The organism is Psychrobacter sp. NC44, from assembly GCF_904846655.1.
Taxonomy (GTDB): Bacteria; Pseudomonadota; Gammaproteobacteria; order Pseudomonadales; family Moraxellaceae; genus Psychrobacter.
Genome location: NZ_CAJHBN010000004.1, coordinates 1 through 19,468, shown reverse-complemented (window position 1 = coordinate 19,468; position 19,468 = coordinate 1). Strand labels below are relative to the sequence as shown.

14 protein-coding genes and 2 riboswitches are annotated in these 19,468 nt (G+C 43.5%); of the genes, 5 read left to right on the top strand and 9 right to left on the bottom strand.

The annotated features are described in order from the left end of the window. Positions 1-248 precede the first annotated feature (248 nt). The 4 genes from gcvP to gcvT form a co-directional block, all read right to left on the bottom strand. Positions 249-3,146 (bottom strand): aminomethyl-transferring glycine dehydrogenase, encoded by a 2,898-nt coding sequence (gcvP, locus tag JMX95_RS04080; protein ID WP_201560056.1) that lies wholly within the window; start codon positions 3,144-3,146, stop codon positions 249-251. A 76-nt stretch (positions 3,147-3,222) separates the two neighbouring features. After that, entirely contained in the window at positions 3,223-4,005 is a 783-nt protein-coding gene (locus JMX95_RS04075; protein WP_201560055.1) for a nitroreductase family protein, read from the bottom strand. 258 nt (positions 4,006-4,263) lie between these two features. Next, positions 4,264-4,644, bottom strand: coding sequence for a glycine cleavage system protein GcvH (gcvH, locus tag JMX95_RS04070; protein ID WP_110922708.1), 381 nt, complete (start codon positions 4,642-4,644; stop codon positions 4,264-4,266). A gap of 69 nt (positions 4,645-4,713) precedes the next feature. Then, entirely contained in the window at positions 4,714-5,901 is a 1,188-nt protein-coding gene (gcvT, locus tag JMX95_RS04065) for a glycine cleavage system aminomethyltransferase GcvT (RefSeq protein ID WP_201560054.1), read from the bottom strand. Positions 5,902-6,089: 188 nt separating this feature from the next. Further along, a riboswitch (glycine riboswitch) is annotated at positions 6,090-6,249 on the bottom strand. A 54-nt stretch (positions 6,250-6,303) separates the two neighbouring features. Next, positions 6,304-6,441: riboswitch (glycine riboswitch) on the bottom strand. Between the two features lie 235 nt (positions 6,442-6,676). Between gcvT and JMX95_RS04060 the strand changes: the two genes are divergently transcribed. The 5 genes from JMX95_RS04060 to JMX95_RS04040 all read left to right on the top strand — a co-directional run bounded on the left by JMX95_RS04060 (position 6,677) and on the right by JMX95_RS04040 (position 12,135). After that, on the top strand, positions 6,677-6,997 hold the full coding sequence (locus tag JMX95_RS04060; RefSeq protein ID WP_087813732.1) for a YcgL domain-containing protein: 321 nt from the start codon (positions 6,677-6,679) through the stop codon (positions 6,995-6,997). A gap of 309 nt (positions 6,998-7,306) precedes the next feature. Further along, positions 7,307-7,948: a hypothetical protein gene (locus JMX95_RS04055; RefSeq protein WP_045451384.1), complete on the top strand. Its 642-nt coding sequence runs from the start codon at positions 7,307-7,309 to the stop codon at positions 7,946-7,948. A gap of 380 nt (positions 7,949-8,328) precedes the next feature. Then, positions 8,329-9,192: an AAA family ATPase gene (locus JMX95_RS04050; protein ID WP_045445446.1), complete on the top strand. Its 864-nt coding sequence runs from the start codon at positions 8,329-8,331 to the stop codon at positions 9,190-9,192. A gap of 86 nt (positions 9,193-9,278) precedes the next feature. Then, positions 9,279-10,502, top strand: a complete 1,224-nt coding sequence (locus tag JMX95_RS04045; protein ID WP_201560053.1) for a vWA domain-containing protein — start codon at positions 9,279-9,281, stop codon at positions 10,500-10,502. A 436-nt stretch (positions 10,503-10,938) separates the two neighbouring features. Further along, complete coding sequence (locus JMX95_RS04040) at positions 10,939-12,135, top strand: globin domain-containing protein (RefSeq protein ID WP_201560052.1); 1,197 nt, start codon at positions 10,939-10,941, stop codon at positions 12,133-12,135. Positions 12,136-12,267: 132 nt separating this feature from the next. On the opposite strand, the gene JMX95_RS04035 is transcribed toward JMX95_RS04040, so the two are convergent. The 5 genes from JMX95_RS04035 to JMX95_RS04015 all read right to left on the bottom strand — a co-directional run bounded on the left by JMX95_RS04035 (position 12,268) and on the right by JMX95_RS04015 (position 19,250). Continuing rightward, on the bottom strand, positions 12,268-13,083 hold the full coding sequence (locus JMX95_RS04035; RefSeq protein WP_201560051.1) for a phosphodiester glycosidase family protein: 816 nt from the start codon (positions 13,081-13,083) through the stop codon (positions 12,268-12,270). A 72-nt stretch (positions 13,084-13,155) separates the two neighbouring features. After that, positions 13,156-14,958 (bottom strand): FMN-binding glutamate synthase family protein, encoded by a 1,803-nt coding sequence (locus JMX95_RS04030; RefSeq protein WP_087813738.1) that lies wholly within the window; start codon positions 14,956-14,958, stop codon positions 13,156-13,158. Between the two features lie 207 nt (positions 14,959-15,165). Next, the gene (rtcA, locus tag JMX95_RS04025; protein WP_201560050.1) at positions 15,166-16,269 is read right to left on the bottom strand and encodes an RNA 3'-terminal phosphate cyclase; all 1,104 of its coding nucleotides are present in this window, start codon (positions 16,267-16,269) and stop codon (positions 15,166-15,168) included. Between the two features lie 77 nt (positions 16,270-16,346). Then, positions 16,347-17,978, bottom strand: a complete 1,632-nt coding sequence (locus JMX95_RS04020) for an LA2681 family HEPN domain-containing protein (protein ID WP_201560049.1) — start codon at positions 17,976-17,978, stop codon at positions 16,347-16,349. A gap of 39 nt (positions 17,979-18,017) precedes the next feature. Further along, complete coding sequence (locus JMX95_RS04015; RefSeq protein ID WP_201560048.1) at positions 18,018-19,250, bottom strand: RtcB family protein; 1,233 nt, start codon at positions 19,248-19,250, stop codon at positions 18,018-18,020. Positions 19,251-19,468: the final 218 nt, after the last annotated feature.

Below are 19,468 nucleotides of genomic sequence, written 5' to 3'. Positions count from 1 at the left end.
TTAAATTTAAAAAGAATTAAGTGTTGCTGAGATAAGTTTTACGTAGCATCTACAGTGACGAAGTCGCACAGCAAGCAAGGAAAATATGTATTAGTAGCAGGCTATTCTGATCATCTTTTGTTTTATTTAGAGTTAACCATGCTAAGAGCATAACAAGTCAGATAAAGTACATACAAAATAAAAACCTCCAAGCCAGCTGCTGACTTGGAGGTTTATTTTTATATCAACTGTTCATGCTTATTTGAAAACTACATATAGTTTTCGATACTTGGGCAAGAACACATGAGGTTCTTATCACCATAAGCGTCATCGACACGTGCTACGCTTGGCCAGAACTTATGGGCGCGGATATAAGGCAGTGGGAACGCTGCTGTGTCACGGCTGTATGGGTACGTCCATTCGCTGTTGGTGACCATCGCAGCGGTGTGCGGTGCGTTGACCAGTGGGTTGTCTTCTAACGTCCAACCCTCTTCGCCAGCTTTGGCTTTCATTGCTTCGGCTTTGATAGATTTTAGGGCACTGATGAAACGATCTAATTCTTCTTTAGATTCAGACTCAGTTGGTTCAATCATCAAGGTACCCGCAACTGGGAAGCTCATCGTTGGTGAGTGGAAACCGTAATCCATCAAGCGCTTAGCGATATCGCTTTCACTGATGCCAGTCTCTTCTTTCAACGGACGAATATCGATGATACATTCGTGAGCAACGCGACCGTTTTTGCCCGTATAAAGGACAGGGTAGTGGTCTTTTAATTGAGCAGCGACATAGTTAGCATTTAATAGCGCAAGCTCAGTGGCTTTTAGTAGACCATCACGACCCATCATGGCAATGTACATCCATGAAATTGGTAAAATGCTTGCTGAACCATAAGGGGCTGCCGATACGGCCGAGCAGTCTTTTTGTGCATTATGCACAGGGCTCAATGTATGGTTGGCCATAAAGGGTGCTAAATGCGACTTCATGCCGATAGGGCCCATGCCTGGACCGCCGCCGCCATGCGGGATGCAGAAGGTTTTATGCAAGTTCATATGTAATACATCAGCGCCAACGTCGGCAGGCTGCATCATGCCAACCTGTGCATTCATATTGGCACCATCCATATAAACTTGACCGCCATGTTTATGGATAAGGTCACAGATTTTACGGATGCCTTCTTCAAACACGCCATGCGTTGATGGATAAGTAATCATCAATGCACCTAGATTGGCACTGTTTTCTTCACACTTAGCAGTTAGATCATCGATATCAACGTTACCATTGTCATCGGTTTTAACCACGATTACTTTCATACCCATCATCATAGCCGTCGCAGGGTTAGTACCGTGCGCTGACTGAGGGATTAAACAAACATCACGGTCAGTTTCACCCAATGATTCGTGATAACGGCGAATCGCTAGCAGACCAGCATACTCACCTGAAGCGCCAGAGTTTGGCTGCATAGACACATCATCAAAACCAGTAATGGCTTTCAGCTGGTCTTGCAAGCTATCAATCATGGCAACATAACCTGTGACTTGGTCACGTGGTGCAAAAGGATGCACGTTAGCAAATTCGGGCCAAGTAATCGGTAGCATCTCACTGGTGGCATTCAGTTTCATGGTACAACTACCCAATGAAATCATGCTGCGGTTCATTGCTAAATCTTTGTCTTCAAGCGATTTTAAATAACGCAGCATTTCGTGTTCAGTATGATGCGAGTTAAATACTGGATGCGATAAAATAGCATCGGTACGCAAGTGTGCACTATCAAGAGAAACGCGAGCGTCTTCTGGTAGGTCATGTGCTTTACTGACAAACAGTTGAGTTAATACATTAAAGTCATGCTGATCGCTGGTTTCACTAAACGCGACGCTTAATTTGGTTTCACCAAGACGCCATAAGTTATAGCCCACATTGTCAGCATTTTCGAAAATTTGAGTGGCCAGTTTTTCTGAGCCACAATCAACGACGACACTGTCAAAGAATTGGTCATGTACGACATTTAAGTTGCTGTCGTTAGCATTTTTGATGATATCAGCAAAGGCAGTGGCAAACGCATGGATACGAGTAGCGATACGCTTCACGCCACCTGGACCATGATAAACGGCATACATACCGGCTAGGTTGGCAAGCAATACTTGTGAGGTACAGATGTTTGAGTTGGCTTTTTCGCGGCGGATATGCTGTTCACGAGTTTGTAGTGCCATACGTAGGGCAGTATTGCCTTGCGAATCTTTAGAGACGCCGATAATACGACCAGGTGCTGAGCGTTTGGCTTTATCAGAGAAGGCAAAGTAGGCGGCATGTGGACCACCAAAGCCCATTGGAATACCAAAACGCTGCGTGCTACCTAAAGCGACGTCTGCGCCCATATCTGCTGGTGATTTTAATAGTACCAAGCTCATGATGTCACTGACGACACTCACATAAGTTTTGTTTTTCTTCACGGCAGCAATGACGTCGGTTAAATCTTTAACATCGCCTTCAACACCGACATATTGGAATAGCGCACCGAAATAATCGCCTGATTTAGCCAGTTCAAAATCACCAACCACCACTTCCCAACCAAAGTACTTGGCACGGGTATTAATAACATCTAATGTTTGTGGATAGATACGGTCATCAACAAAAAACTGCGTTGATTTGCTTTTGCTGACACGCTTTGACATTGCCATGGCTTCTGCGGCAGCGGTTGCTTCATCAAGCAATGACGCGCCAGCAAGCTCAAGACCAGTCAAATCAATACATACTTGTTGGAAGTTAAGCAAGGCTTCTAAGCGACCTTGGGCAATCTCTGCCTGATAAGGCGTATAAGCGGTGTACCAGCCTGGATTTTCAAGGACGTTACGCTGAATGACCGCTGGCATACGTACTGGCGAGTAGCCTTGTCCGATATAGCTCTTATTAACAGTGATGTCATCTGCCATGGTACGCAATTTGGCAAGCGCGGCATGCTCACTCATCGCCACTGGCAAATCTAGCTCTTTATGCAAGCGCACTGGCTCAGGCACGGTATCGTTGATGAAGCTCGCCATGTCTTGATAACCAACGGCACTGAGCAGGTCAGCTTGCTTGGTCTCATTAGAGCCTAGATGACGATAGACAAATTCAGCTTCGTTGAATAAACCTTTAAAGGTATCAAACGTTGGGTTTTGCGAGATAGTCATGACAATCCTTGGTTAAGGGAGTAATAAAGGGATGGCTAAAATAACTAGTAATAACAACTAATGACGATTTAAGATTTTATACGTAATGAACAAATTGCTTTTGGTCAAAGCGGAACTGGCTGTTGTAAACGCCATTATCAGCGCGTTCGCCAGCACCAATCATCATAATGATATGTTGATCATCACTTAAATTTAATAAGCGCTTCATGGCAGGCTCATCAAAGCCGCCCATCGGACAGCTATCAAAGCCATGCGCGCGTAGTGCAAGCATTAGGTTTTCAGCCGCAAGGGCGGTATTGTTGGTTGCCCAGTTTTTGGTGTCTTCAAAAGTATAGTAAGGTGATTTAATCGGACCTTTTACCCGTCTGACCACTTGAGTCGCACCCCATTTAGCCGCTGATACCACATTGGCAGGTCCTCGTAAGAAGTCCATGGCAACGACTTTGGTATAGTAGTCTTTGACCTTTTTGGGTACTGGCTTATCAGGGTATTCGCGCAATATTTGCTTGGCATGGTCATGCCACACATCGGTGCGAGCAACGACTGCGATTAAACGAGCGGCGGTTTTCGCTGCATTTTGATTCATGCAGTTTTTCACCGCACTTTTGCGCTTGTCCGCATCATCAATCACATAAAATTCCCATGGCTGTAGATTGCTAGAGTTTGGTGCAAGCATGGCCAAACGCAAACAGTCTGCTAACACATCATCAGGTATCTTTGTGTCGGTAAAGCGGCGCACTGAACGACGTGATTCAACCACCTCACGAAACGCTTGCAGCTGCGGTGTATTATCAGGCGTGGCAAATTTTTCTTGAGAACTTGCTTGAGCGTTTGCTTGATTATCAGTGTCAGGGGTCATATGAGAATCCATGCTGGAGATTAAGTGATCAACTTGGGGCAGTATTGAGTACGTCTCTTTAATAGCGCCTGACAAGTAATTGATATGAATAAATCAGATAGCGATTGGAAGCAATAAATTGAGCGATAAACATTCTAAGAAAAAGCGTACAGATATCAGCTGACGCCAATATCTGTCATAACAAGCTATGTTTTTTAAGGTTATAAGTAGCGGCATTTAAATAAAAAACCGCTTTTAAGCGAGAGAGTGAAGCTGCTATTACAGCTCGTTTTCGTACTCATCAGCGGTTAGCAATGCTTCGTAGTCAGCGATGTTGTCAGGCTTCATTCTAAAGAACCAACCTTCGCCATATGGGTCAGAGTTGATGATTTCAGGATCATCTTCTAGTGCTTCGTTGATTTCCACAACTTCACCTGAGATAGGGGCATAAACGTCAGAAGCCGCTTTTACTGATTCAACCACTGAGATTTCGTCATCAACAGCGATGATGTCGCCGACGTCTGGCAGTTCAACAAACACCACGTCACCCAGTAGGTCTTGAGCGTGGTCAGTGATACCAACAGTGATAGTGCCGTCGTCTTCTAAGCGTAACCACTCGTGGCTGGCGATGTATTTTAGTTCTGCTGGGATATTGCTCATGGTCTCTCTCCTAAGTGATAGAGGATGGTTAACAAAAATAGTGGACGTTAATAATAGGGTTTATAATGCCTACGAGTCAAACTGCTGTTTGCCATTACGGACAAACGGTAGCTTAAGAACACGCACATCAACGAACTTGCCTTTGCCGCGCAGATCGACCTGAACGCTATCATCATCTGATACGCTGGCAGGCACACGGGCAATCGCAATCGAATTTTTTAGGCTAGGGGAGAATGTACCACTGGTGATAATGCCCGTTTGCTCATTGTCCGTGCCTTGATTGATGGTGACTGTCATGCCTTCACGCAATACGCCGCGTGTCGTTAGCAACAAGCCAACTTGCTTCATGGCAGAGCTATCGTCTTTTGACTGTTGACGCTTGCTGACCAAAGCGTCACGACCGACAAAATTACGATCGTCTTTTAACGCAAGTGTCCAGCCCATGTTGCACTCGTAAGGACTGACGTTGTCGTCCATGTCATGACCATAGAGGTTCATGCCAGCTTCCATACGCAAGGTATCACGCGCGCCAAGACCGGCAGGTTTAATGCCATTGGCTTTCAATTGTTCAAAAAACGCTGGTGCATCATCACCATGCATAATGACTTCGACGCCATCTTCACCAGTATAGCCAGTCCGAGCGACGAACCAATCTGCGCCTTCGATGTCTGTTAAATCAGCACCAACGAAAGGCTTAAGACCAGCTAAAGTATCTGCCCAGCTAGGTTTGGTTTGCGCGAGTTTTTCAACAGCGTTTGGTCCTTGCACGGCAATCATCGCAAGCTCTGGACGCTCAGTGATGCTGATGTCAAAACCTTCGGCGACTTTATCAAATTGCGCCATGTCTTTATCACGAGTAGCAGCGTTTGAGACGATACGATATTCAGTAGCGTCTTCGTTCATTAGGTAAACGATTAAGTCATCGATGACGCCACCTTGCTCGTTGAGCATGCCAGAATATAGCGCTTTACCGACGGTTTTGAGTTTATCGACATCATTGGCCAGTAGCTTTTGTAGCCATGCTTTGGTATCGCTACCTGTGACATCAGCGACGACCATATGTGAGACATCAAACATACCAGCATCAGTACGCACCGCTTCGTGCTCTTCGATTTGCGAACCATAATGGATTGGTAATTCCCAACCAGAAAAATCCACCAGCTTGCCGTCACTATCAACGTGAGACTGATAAAGAGGTGTGCGTTTAGGGGCTGAAGTGTTGGCGCTTTGAGCAGTGTTATCTTGAGTAGTGGTCATAACAAATCCTTATGTGGACATCAGCTGCATTCGATAACCAGTCGTAAAAACAAGTATCAAAGTATGAGGGCTGATGTGCCTTATCATAGTAGCGAGAAGCAATATTGCAAGGTGCAAACATTGCAACCAAGGGTAGCACAGAAAAATAGCGCAATCCGCCAAACAGACGCTGAACGTCGGTTTAAGCAAAAGCCCTATCTGTCCTGTAACCTGAGATTTTCAACACGAACCATCATTTCACGTTTTTAAAAGCACCAGCCTTAAAAAACCAAATTAAATGATGTCGCATTTTCTCCCCTTCGGTGGGTAAGGCGTCGTCCGTCCTTACCGCTCTCCAGATTTGTTATGCCTTATGTTTGGGTGTGCTACGCAATTGATGGTAGACAGCGAAACAGTCGTGACATGTGTTTTTCAGTCCTTTTACCTGAGCGATTGGCAGGGTGGATGCGCCTTCGGTGGTCAAGTAGCAACTATCAGCGCCAGCTCATTAATATGAACGCACCTGATATTGTGCTCAAGACTCTCTCCTGAAAAACGCTTTTATTATGAAAGGTTCAAGGCGCTTTTACAAGCCATCTACGCGATTAAAGTGAATAATTTTGGCAAAAATGATTTTTTGTGAGAATAATCAATACCGTATCGATAAGCAAAGCGTTTTACGTTTGGTAGATAGTAGTCAATTTAGCATGAATGCCCATCGTAAAACGTAAAGCGACTACTGATATTCACCCAAAATATGCTAATCTATGGCGATAGTTTCTGATAGGTCATTATTATGCATTGTGATATTTATAAATTCCCCAAACATAACGATATGTATGTCTATATTGCCCGTCCTGATTATCCTGACGATACCGACGAGATTAAAGATTGGCTTGGCGTATTACCAAAAGATTTCCGTGCCAGTTTAGGGCGCAGTAAATTTGTGATGCACTTGGACTTAGCCAATACGCCGACGCTTGCGCGCGTTGACAAAGAAGAGGTACTGGCAAAATTACAGTCGCAAGGGTATTTTGTACAAATGCCACCGCAAGATGTGATGCGCCGCCAAGCGGAATTACGTGCACGTGAAGCACAAGACAATATTTATGATTAATGGGTATTTTTGAAGCGAGTTTTTAATTAGCCTCTTTTGGCTATGTTGCATGACAGCCAGCAAGAAAAAGTTTACGACACATTTGCGCTCATGCATTTTGGTAGAAAGTCGTGATAAACTAGCAGGCTATCAATGAGTGACAAGACAAAAAATACGTGGCGAGGCAAAAGGTCGTGTTTCAAGTGCTTATGTCTTAAGGGCTTTTGACGATAATGTATTCGATATTATGGTTCGTTGAAACAGCACACTGTCTATCGTTAAGCGCGTAAACGCGCTGCACAATTTATAAACGCAGGTAACTACACACGCATGGACTGGTTAAAAGGTATTATAAACAGCTTACCGCTGGAAGCCATTAGTGATATTCTCGGCGAAATTGCTATTTGGTGGGGACAGCTGGTAAAAGACGTGCCACCCGCAGACTTACCGATGTACGCGTATTTGGGTGGTGTCGTTATTGTGTTGGTATTGTGGTTGCTGGTCGCTCGTATGCTGCCGCGGCCGTTGGGCGGTATGAGTTGGATGATATTGTTTGCTGTGTTATTGGCACCAGGTACTGCCCTTGGCGATCCAAGTGTGATTGCCCCTGCTAGTATCGCCGTGGTTTATGCGATTATGATGAAAGACACGGCTGGCGCGATTACCAATATGCTGCCGATACTTGTGGTGTTAGTGGTCGGCTTGTTTGTGGGCTTTGTCTGGCAGCTTATTCGCGGTGCTTTTGAGTCAAGTCTAGACAAAGCGCGGAGTCGTACTGCAGAAGATACACAAGCGACCATGCAGCTGACGACTGGCAATTATTTGACAGAAGGCACGACTTTAACCGATCAAGCCACTGTTGCTGAACCGTCTAATAAAACGCCTTTAGCGGCTAATCCTAAAGCAGACGTTAGCTTAAAAAAAGACAGCAGTTTAGCTAAAAAGCCTAATATGGAAAAGCTCGATAAGTAGTAAATTAACATTAATAAAGTGCCATCAGAAAAATGACGTCAGTAAAGTGATATTAAAGTTTTGCTAGCGATGATTGGAGCTTTGCTTTTATAGTAGCTATATAAAAGACGCTATCAATAAAAATACTGTGAATGAAAAGCACCATAAAAAAAGACACCATGCGTGTCTTTTTTTATGAAAAAATGTTTTATGACTTTGTCGACCAACCGTCAATAGGCGTTCAAGGTATCTATTATTTTTCAACAACTGCGAACGCATGAGTATTTTGGCAATCAATCATGCTGTGCTAATCTAAATGATTATTTATTTGCTATCAATTGCCTTTAAGCCTTTTCTGGCTCTTGATAGCCCTAATCTATAACAATAACTGAGACTTGATTATGAGCACGACTGATAAAACGAAAAAAAGCTTTACTGGTACGCAAAATTATATTGCCACTGACGATTTGCAGTTGGCGGTCAACGCCGCGATGACGTTACAAAAACCACTATTGATTAAAGGCGAGCCGGGCACCGGTAAGACATTATTGGCGGAGGAGGTCGCTGAAAGCTTAGGGATGCCGCTGATTACGTGGCACATCAAGTCAACCACTAAAGCGGAGCAAGGGTTGTATGAGTACGATGCCGTATCGCGCTTGCGTGACTCGCAACTGGGTGATGATAAGGTGTATGAGATTGGCAACTATATCAAGCCCGGTAAGTTATGGGAGGCATTTACCAGTAACGAGCGCAGTGTGTTGCTGATTGATGAAATTGATAAAGCCGATATCGAGTTCCCAAATGACTTGCTACATGAGCTTGATAAAATGTCTTTTTATGTCTATGAGACAGGCGAGACCATCACTGCTGCACAGCGTCCTGTGGTTATTATCACCTCAAACAATGAAAAAGAGTTGCCCGATGCTTTCTTGCGTCGTTGCTTCTTCCATTATATTGACTTCCCAGAAGAAGAAACTATGCGTCAAATCATTGACGTGCATTTCCCTAATATCCAAGAAAAGCTGGTCAATGATGCGCTGGATATCTTTTATAAGCTGCGTAATGTCCAAGGGCTTAAAAAGCCGCCATCAACCTCAGAATTGGTCGATTGGTTAACGTTACTACTGGCTGATGATATGGCGCAAGCAGAGCTAGAAGAAAACTTACGTGGTGAGAAGTCTATTCCACCGTTATATGGCGCGCTGCTTAAAAATGAAGCCGATGTGAGCTTGTTGCAACGCTTTGCTAATATAATGCGCCGTTAAGCAACAGACTATTTTCAAAATGACGACACGCCCTAATAAAATGGCTTCACTCGTCACCATATCAGCCAATAAGCGATGCGACTCTTATGTTTATCAAATTGTTCTATACCTTACGTACTTATGGTGTGCCAGTCAGTACGCGTGAGCTGCTTGACCTAAATGCCGCATTAGATCAAGGGCTGATGATGCAGCCGCATCCTGAAAATCCAGAGCTGTCTACCTTTGCCAGTCGTGAGGATATGTACCGGCTGATTCGGCTTTGTATGGTCAAAGACGAGCGCCATTTTGATAAATTCGATCGAGCAATGGCAGATTATTTTGAAGGCGTCGACAGTCTAGATATGGATGAGCTATTGGCTAAATTGACGGACATTCCTAAAGAATGGCTCGATTTAAAGCTTGATCCAAAAAACCTAACCGAAGAGCAGCGCCGACTGCTGAAAAAATACGGCTCGTTAGAGGAGCTGATGAAAGCGCTTGAAGAGCGTCTCAAAGAGCAAAAAGAGCGTCATCAAGGCGGTAGTAAGTGGGTTGGTACAGGCGGTACATCGCCATTTGGGGCTTATGGTGACCATCCAGAAGGCGTGCGCGTTGGCGGTGAATCGCGTAAACGTAGCGCCGCTAAAGTCTGGGAGCAGCGTAAATACCGCAACCTTGATGATGACAGTCAGCTTGGTACCCGTCAAATTCAAATGGCACTACGAAACTTGCGCCAGTTTGCCCGTACTGGTAGCGCCGATGAGCTAGACATTCATGAGACTATTAAACGCACGGCAAAAAAAGGCGTGCTCGATATCCATATGCAAGCTGAGCGTCGTAATCGCGTCAAAGTATTGATGCTGTTCGATGTGGGCGGCAGTATGGATGTCCATGTTGAAGCCTTAGAAAAGCTATTTTCAGCGGCTAGAAATGAATTTAAAACCTTAGAGTTTTTTTATTTTCATAACTGTTTGTATGACTATGTCTGGAAGGACAATAACCGTCGCCATAGTGCGCCGATGCCTACCTTTGAGCTGCTCAATAAATACGGTCGCGAATATCGCGTTATCTTCGTCGGTGATGCGTCAATGTCGCCATATGAGCTGATGACAGTTGGTGGCAGCGTTGAATATATGAACAATGAGGCGGGTACTGTTTGGCTTAAGCGGGTGCTCGCGCATTTCGATAAAGTCGCTTGGCTCAACCCTGAAGATCCAACATACTGGCAATATACCCAAACCATCGTTGAAATTAAGAAACTATTCGACAATAAAATGTATCCGATGACCTTACATGGGGTAGAAGAGATGACCAATTATCTAGCGCGTTAGTTTTGACGTTTGGATAAAGATACGCCCTAATTTATAAAACCTGTTAATCCACATATTTTTTGATAATAGCAGCCGTTATGACAGCATAGCGGCTGCTTTTTAGTCAAAAATAATCAGTTTTGCAGTCATACGGCATTGGTATAAGTAGCAAAATATGATAACATTCATTTTAAATGAATCTTATAGAAGCGTTTTGACTGGTTCGGCGAAAAATTTGATGACAAGAATTTGATAATCGTTTGTAAAAATCAGTCGTCGTTGCTTATTTAAGCACTTCATTTTCATATGTTAATCAACCAATCAATGTAATGAACTTATGCCATTTTCAACCATTTTAGTAGCAAAAAAGCGCGTGCAAGTACTACATTCAGTAGACTACACGAGTTTGACGGTGCTCCTCAGATATTTTGGAATTGGTATTAATAAGAGAGACAGTATGGCTTCATCAAAGACTTTAGAAATCGTCACCGCAACTGTTCCCGTCCTTGAAGAGCATGGAACGGCAATCACCACGGTGTTTTATAAAAATATGTTTGAAGAGCATCCCGAGCTGTTGGACATCTTTAACGAAACCAATCAAAAATTGGGTCGTCAACAGACGGCTCTGGCGACGACCGTGTTAGCCGCTGCTAAGCACTTGGATAAATTGGCGACGTTATTGCCACAAGTCACGCAAATCAGCCACAAGCATCGCGCGTTACAAATTTTGCCTGAACATTATCCTATCGTTGGTAAGCATTTAATCGGCGCAATCAAGGAAGTGCTGGGCGAGGCTGCCAATGACGATATCATCAATGCTTGGACTGAAGCTTATGATGAGATTGCCTCAGTATTTATTCAGATTGAACATGGCATGTATGAGGAGGCGATGTGGCAGGGTTTTGCGCCTTTTGTAGTGACTAAAAAGGTAGCAGCTGCTACGGATATTGCGGCTTTTACAGTTGTACCAGCCAAGGATAATGCAGAAAGTCATCAACAGATCGACCTGAGCAAATTGACTTTAACAGCAGGTCAGTACATCACGGTGAAAACAGATCCAAAAGACAGTGACCATGTTGCCCTGCGTCATTACTCTTTGTACTCTGCTAGTACCGATGCAGGCATTCAGTTTGCGGTCAGACGCGATAACCGCAATGAGCATCATGGTTTGGTCTCTAACTATATGCACGACCAATTAGAGGTGGGTGACACGGTTTTATTATCGGCACCAGCAGGTGACTTTGCGCTCAATCAAGACTTGGTACAGCAAAATGAGATTCCGCTAGTATTGATAAGTGCTGGTGTTGGTGTAACCCCTGTGCTGTCTATGTTGGAGGCACAAGTATTAGCCAATCCAAAACGACCTATTATCTGGGTTTATGCTTGCCAAAATGATGCGCATCACGCTTTCAATACTGAAGTGGAGACGCTGTTAGAAAATGCTGAGACTGTAGAAAAGCATATTTTCTATTTTGAGTCTGGACAACTATTAGATGAGGCGTGGCTTGCTCAATTACCTAAGCCTGCTGATATTTATGTCTGTGGCTCGATGCCATTTATGGAAAGCATGATCGATGGGCTAGTGACGCTAGATCACGGTGTTGATAGCGTTCATTATGAACCGTTTGGTCCCAAGATGAGTTTGGGCGGTTAATTTTAGCTACTGTTAGCCATTAACTGTTGCTATTAATAAAAAAAGCACTTGGATGACAAAGTCGTCTCAAGTGCTTTTTATTCAGTGCAATTTATCTTATTTTTATCACTATTTGAAAAATGGATACATCGCCTAATCTTTATTTTCAACCAATCCAACCATCACACCCATCTCTTTTTTATCATGCTTATCAATGCTGGGCGCATATAATGCCGAAGCAATCCCGCCATCTAAAAACAGAGCATTCGGACAGTTTAAGTCATTCTTAAACAACGATGCAAATTGATAAAATGTCACTGGCTCATCGCTATTGACAAATTTTATGTGGCCGTCATCGCAAACACCTGCGCCATTACGAATCTTGAGTGAGGTGCTATCAGGATTAAACTGTGGATGTATCTCGTTATTGATAACCAACATAGGACCTGATTGGGTGGCATACCAAGGCTTCGCTTCGCCGCTGTTAAGCTGCTCGTTTAAGGCGTTGCTTTCTGTGATATGTACGTTTCCAACTTTATCCCACCACAGCACACCATTGGGCAATAAATGGAAATTGCCACCGCCTTCTTTGAGATTTAGCGATTTGATCTCTTCACCATCAATGATGGTATAGCCAATCGGTGCATAGTTCTCATTGTACATACCTGCATTCATAGCAAAGCTCAGCGCTTGATTTGAGGGCAATGTGGCTAATAACGTCTCAAAGGTGAGTAACGATTTCGTACTATCAGGCTGCTGCCAAAATAATTTTAATGAGTAGCGGCCATCCGTCAAAGCTTCAGCATCAATGCTACAAACACTATAAGAAAATGGTGCATCTTGAGTCTGACACGACCATTTTTGTATCTCGCTGTCAGCAGCATCAGTGCTTATCGGTTGGCAAGCACTGACACTTAGCAACAGTAGGGCGACTGCTCCTAAAGGTAAGGGAAGAGCGAAATTTGGCATCAATGATATATCTTTTATAGTATGGAGTGAGATATAAATAGTCAGGGCTCACGGATTTTTGATCGCTATTTCTTAATCGCTGCTAGGCGGAAATTCGCGAAAAGTATTGTTGACGTTGCCGATTAACTGCCCACCGCCAGTGATACTCGCAAAGTTACCAAGGCTCTGTTCCACCGATGTGGTGGTTTCTCTACCTTTATCCCGTGAGTCTTTATTATAAGCAATGAGGGCATCATCATTGGCTAAAAAGCTATCTGGGTTCGCCATGACCCACATCTGATTAAACACATCTGCGCGGGCGCTATTATTGAGTAGCGCTCCCTTATCTGTAAAATAAAAGAACTTCGATAATAGTTTTATCTGCCCATCATCGAGGCGGCGCGCGATATGATACGGTTGTAATTGGCTTGGGTGTTGTAAGCCGACCGCACCGACGATACTGGCTAGGGATTTCAGGGTGTTTTTATGGAAGCTTGCGACACGCTCAGCTTTGCTTGGTACATCCAGCGCCTTTTGACGATACGGGTCTTGGGTGGCAACGCCAGTCGGGCAAGTGTTGGTATGGCACGAACGTGATTGAATACAGCCAACAGCAAACATAAAGCCGCGCGCTGAATTACACCAGTCTGCGCCCAAGGCAATCATACGGGCAATATCGAAACCAGAGACGATTTTACCGCTCACGCCAAGTTTGATTTTATCGCGAATGCCTGCGCCGACCAAAGTATTGTGTATTAATAAAAATCCTTCAACCATTGGCATGCCGACATTGTCCATGAATTCGACAGGAGCCGCACCAGTACCGCCTTCTGCGCCATCGATGACGATGAAATCAGGGTAGTTATCGGTTTCAATCATGGCTTTCACAATCGCCATAAACTGCCAAGGCTGACCAACACAAAGTTTGAAGCCCACAGGTTTGCCGCCTGACAACTCACGCAGTTGTTGCCAAAAAGCCACCAATTCTCGCGGGGTGCTAAAGGCTGTATGCGACGAGGGCGACACACAATCTTGACCTGTCGGTACTTGACGGGTATCAGCGATTTCTTGGGTGATTTTCTCCGCGGGTAGCACGCCACCTTTACCAGGTTTTGCCCCTTGGGATAATTTAATTTCAATCATTTTTACTTGTGGATCAACCGCTTTTTCGGCAAAAGACTGCGGGTCAAAATTGCCACTATCATCACGGCAACCAAAATACCCTGTACCTAGCTCCCAAATTAAATCACCACCGAACTTGCGATGATAAGGGCTGATAGCTCCTTCACCCGTATCATGAGTAAAGCCGCCCATTTTTGCGCCTTGATTGAGCGCCATAATCGCGTTAGCCGATAAGCTGCCAAAGCTCATCGCCGAGATATTAAATACCGACATATCATGCGGCTGCTGACAACGCTCACCGCCGACCATAATACGAAAATCTTTGTTTTCTAGAGGTTGGCTAATCGCTGATTGTAAAAACCATTCTTTACCATTGGTGTATAAATTATCTAGCGTACCAAAGGCGTTGGTGTCACTAACATTCTTAGCACGTTGGTAAATTAGCGCCCGCTGCTGGCGTGAAAACGGTACTTGCTCTTTGTCATTTTCTAGTAAATATTGACGAATTTCAGGACGAAAGTCTTCAAGTACATAACGAATATGTCCGGCAACGGGATAGTTTTTCAAAATAGCATGCTTTGATTGTATGACGTCATAAATCCCCAAGCATACCCCAAACCCACCGAGAATAATTAACCACCAATTTAGCAATAGTAGACCTGCTAAAAATATTAATATAGCAGCGCCAAAGGTGCTATAACGCAGCAATAAGCCGACCAAATACGGAGAGTTGGTTTTAGGTTCAGGATTTAGATTGGTACGAGATTGGGGCATGGCTACACTCAACAGTAATACATAAATATTAAAAAGGTGACAATGATTCAAAGAGAGAGTAGGGCAAAAACCACCCTCTTATGACCATTATTGTTAGACACTGACAAAGCGCTCAGATTTATCGCCTACATCATACACATATGATATCACTGCATAGCAGTAATTGGGTAACAGAGTGCTACTGTTGATGTTGCTAGTGGCGTGATTTTAACAGACAACTTGTACCAAAGTTTTCTGCTCATCGATCACTGTAAGCTGAATCTCAACGGGCAAAAATTGCTGAATGAGCCATGCTTGGGTTTCAGCGTGCTTACTAACGACACGCGCGGTAAACTCGCCACCGCCTGCCAACGCCAACGGTAAGAGTAATTGGTCGGTTAAGTATTCATCGACCAGTGAGTCGGTGTTAAATACATAACGTTTGACTAAGCCTGATAAACGACAACCTATCTTTTCCGCCGAGCTGCGTTTTTCTCCTAGTAAAGTGAACACCTCGGCATGATGTTCTTTATGATTTCGGGTGTCAGAAACCTCATGAGTGACTTGTGCATAGCAGCTATTGCCTTCACCGATACCTTGTAATTTAAAACTTTTAGTCGTAATTAGTGTCTTATCAATACCTGCTTCAACCAATGATGCTTGAGCACTGGCAAGCTCACGTTTGCAAATATCGTATTCTAAATTTAATGTATTCGCAGCCAGCTCTATGCCGATAAGCTCTCCACGCTTGGTTAGCTGTAAGGGTGGCGTATTCGCACGGCGCATAAATGGCGTTATCGTCGCTTTAATCATGCCGCCACCAATAGGCGCAAACCCTGCTTGCACGCATTCGATACCCACGTGCATACCCAATTTCGCTAATGCAGGGACGAACGCTTGCTGTAGGAAGTCCGTGGTTGGCGCGAGTGGATTGTGCGTGCCGCCTTTTATTGTTACGGTTGATACCGTTTGTGTGTTGGTATTGGCAAAAAGTAGGGCAGGGAGTAGCGTTTGTAGCACGAGACTTGTACTGCCAGCTGAACCAATATCAAAATGGTAATCACCAGATTGAATCGCATTAGGTGCAAAGCGAAACGATGAGCTACCCAACGCTGCACCTGCCACGGTAGCGTCTGATATTTGCTGCGAGGCTTGTACGCACATCAAGTGCTGACGCATCAATCCAGATTTAGCTCTTCCAGCACGAATATTGGTGATCTCGATTGGTGTGCCTGTGAGCATCGATAATGATAGGGCAGTGCGAATGATTTGCCCGCCACCTTCGCCTGTACTGCCGTCGATTTTTAGGGTTTTGGGCTTTGTTTTAGTCATGAGTATTTATTATCTTTATTGGCAAATGAGTAGGGCCTCTGCGAGCTTCATTTTGGTACTCTCTTATTCTTCATTTTCTAAGTATATTTTTTTTGTTCAAGAAACTTATTTTGAATTAAAATATCAGGGATATTGTTAAGAGCTTCCCTCTCGGCTTTGATCCTAACTGCAAAGACGAAGGAAAAAATGGCTGAACGTGTCAATTGCAGGACATGCTCGGCGCTCTCAACAAATTCGGACTCTGAAATAAAAACTGGTTCTTCATAATAGGCTAATGAGGTTTCAATATCTTCAGGTTTTTCATTCTCATAAACAAATACAAAACTATGCTCCAAGGCATTTCGCCACTGCTTGTAAAAACTAAGCTCACCTTCTAGCTTGTGATTTAAATCACAAGCTATGCTATATAAACCAATCAAACCTTCATTATCATAAGCTTCGAACTTTTGACGTCTGTCTTCGTTTTCAAGTTCCCAAAAGGTATGAAAGTATGAGGGCCTGACTTTACCTTTATTGGTTTTAAGTTGTAAATCAAACAACAAAGCAATGGCATTACCTATCTTATCTAGTATACCAAAGCAAATTCGAAAAGCAGTACGAAGCTTTTCGATGTTTGTTCCTAGCAGCTCGTTGTCATATAGCTCCGCATAGCAAGCATCATCGTCAATATCGTTATCTTTCTTATCAGATTGATGTTCATACAACATTAATCTGGCAAGACCAAATTCGGATTTAAGCCTATTTAGTACCTTCTCCATCGGTAATATAAAATCTCCAGCAACTGCTCTAGTGGGCACTGGGATATTCAAGTTATCACGCGCACTTCCATGACACTTACAATATAAACCATGTTCACTAAGGCTTAAAAAATTATCTAAACACCATCTACGATATTCTGACAAATATTGATATTCCTGTTCGTCTAAATGTTTGTCATCTTCTATATCTATACCCAAATCCAAACAATAATCTTCGATCTCTTTTTTCGTGTGTTTAGCCTTATTGAAAAAGTTATTTTGCCAGTCATAAGGAAATTCACTCGAAACACTAGCATGATAATAGCCTTGAGCTACCTCTTTATATTGTTGGATCGAGAATACTTCTGTAATCTGATTTAATAGTGCTAAACATTCACTGCGATTTACCCAAGATTCTGGAATGTCTAATCCCATACAATTGACCTTGTCAAACAAACTTAATGCTTCTGAAAATCTATACTGCAGATATAGATTTATTCCCATATTAACCATAACCTGTGGCGACAAAACATCTTTATTTTTTCTACGAATCATAGTTGCTTTGAGAAGTAATGACCCTACTTCTGAAAATCTTTCTATCTTACTGACATCAGTTTTACAGTAGTTATTGGAATCACTTTGAGTCAAATTACCTTTAGCGTTTGCTAAGCAGTAGTAATAACTATCACGAGTTAAACAGTGTTCAAAGCTATTAGACTCCATTATTTCCAATCCGATTTGAGAAGACTCTAGGTTGGAATCCCTATTACCTAAATCAACAAATAGTCCAGCAAGTCTAAAAAATGCGTAGGAAAAACTAGGGTCACTGAGATCATGGACTTTTTCTAGAAGCTCCTTTAAATATAAGCATAACTTATAGCTTTGTTCAAACTGCCCTTTATTAATCATTTCAGATGCATTATCTAACTGCAAGTTTGTATATATAAGCTTAGACTGGATGGAATCTTCCATAATTTTATCCTTGTGATATTAGAAAATAATAGTTCCTACCTATCCTTTAACACAAACCACCTGACGCAAGGTATGTACCACTTCTACCAAATCACTTTGTGCTTGCATCACGTCATCAATATTTTTATAAGCCGCTGGAATCTCATCAATCACATCCGCGTCCTTTCGGCATTCTACGCCCTCGGTCTGCGCGATTTGATCGGCGACCGTAAATACCTTTTTCGCCTCGGTACGTGACATGATACGACCTGCACCATGTGAGCAAGAGCAAAACGATTCTTCATTCCCTTTACCGCGCACGATGAACGATTTGGCACCCATTGACCCCGGAATGATGCCGTACTCACCAACGCGGGCACGGACAGCACCTTTGCGGGTCACAAATACTTCCTCGCCATAATGTTGCTCTTTTTCCACATAGTTATGATGACAGTTCACCGCTTTTACGGCTGCATCAAACGGCTTAGGTATGATTTGGCGTAGCGCTTTGATGGCTTTTTCCATCATGATTTCACGGTTTTTAAAGGCAAAACGCTGCGCCCAACCCACCGCAAACCAATAGTCATCGAAATGCTCTGTACCCTCGGCAAAGTAGGCCAAATCTTTATCTGGCAAGTTGATAAACCACTTGCGCATGTCCTCACGTGCCAGCTCAATAAAGTAGCGACCAATGGCATTACCCACACCGCGTGAGCCTGAGTGCAGCATGATCCAAACTTGGTCAGTTTCATCAAGGCACACCTCGACGAAATGATTCCCCGTACCCAGCGTACCCAAATGATTAAGGTTATTGGTATTTTTTAGGCGAGGGTGCTTTTGGGTTATATAATTAAAGTCATCAACCAGCGTTCCCCAACCGTTCATTACGGTATCATCAGGGTTTGCCCATGCGCCAACATCACGGCGTGACCCGCGACCACGCGTTTTACTACGACCATGTGGAATGGCTTTTTCTAGTTCGGTACGCAGACCAAGCAAGCTATCTGGCAAATCGTTTGCGGTTAGGGTGGTTTGTACAGCCATCATTCCGCAGCCGATATCGACGCCAACGGCTGCCGGAATAATCGCTTCTTTGGTGGGCAGTACGGTACCAATAGTTGCACCAATACCGACATGTACATCGGGCATCACCGCAAGCCATTTATATACAAACGGCATTTTTGATGCTTTGATCAATTGGTCGTGCGCTTTTGGATCAACAGGCACGCCCTTGGTCCAAAGTCTGATAGGCGTTCCGCCGTCTTGAATGATGTTATGAGTGGTTGGTTGCATGTCGTTGTCCTTAGCAGTGCAAAGTTTGTTTATTATGAAAGATGATGCTTACTTTATATAATGCTAAGGGTGTGCCAAGTTTTTAATATACTCAAAATTTAATCGTAAGTATTTGATATTAATGCTTTAAATAATATTATTTTTATACATCTAAAGTAGGTTAGTGAAAATATTGAAAAATAAATTTATAAAATATTCTATTAGTATAGTATTTATTC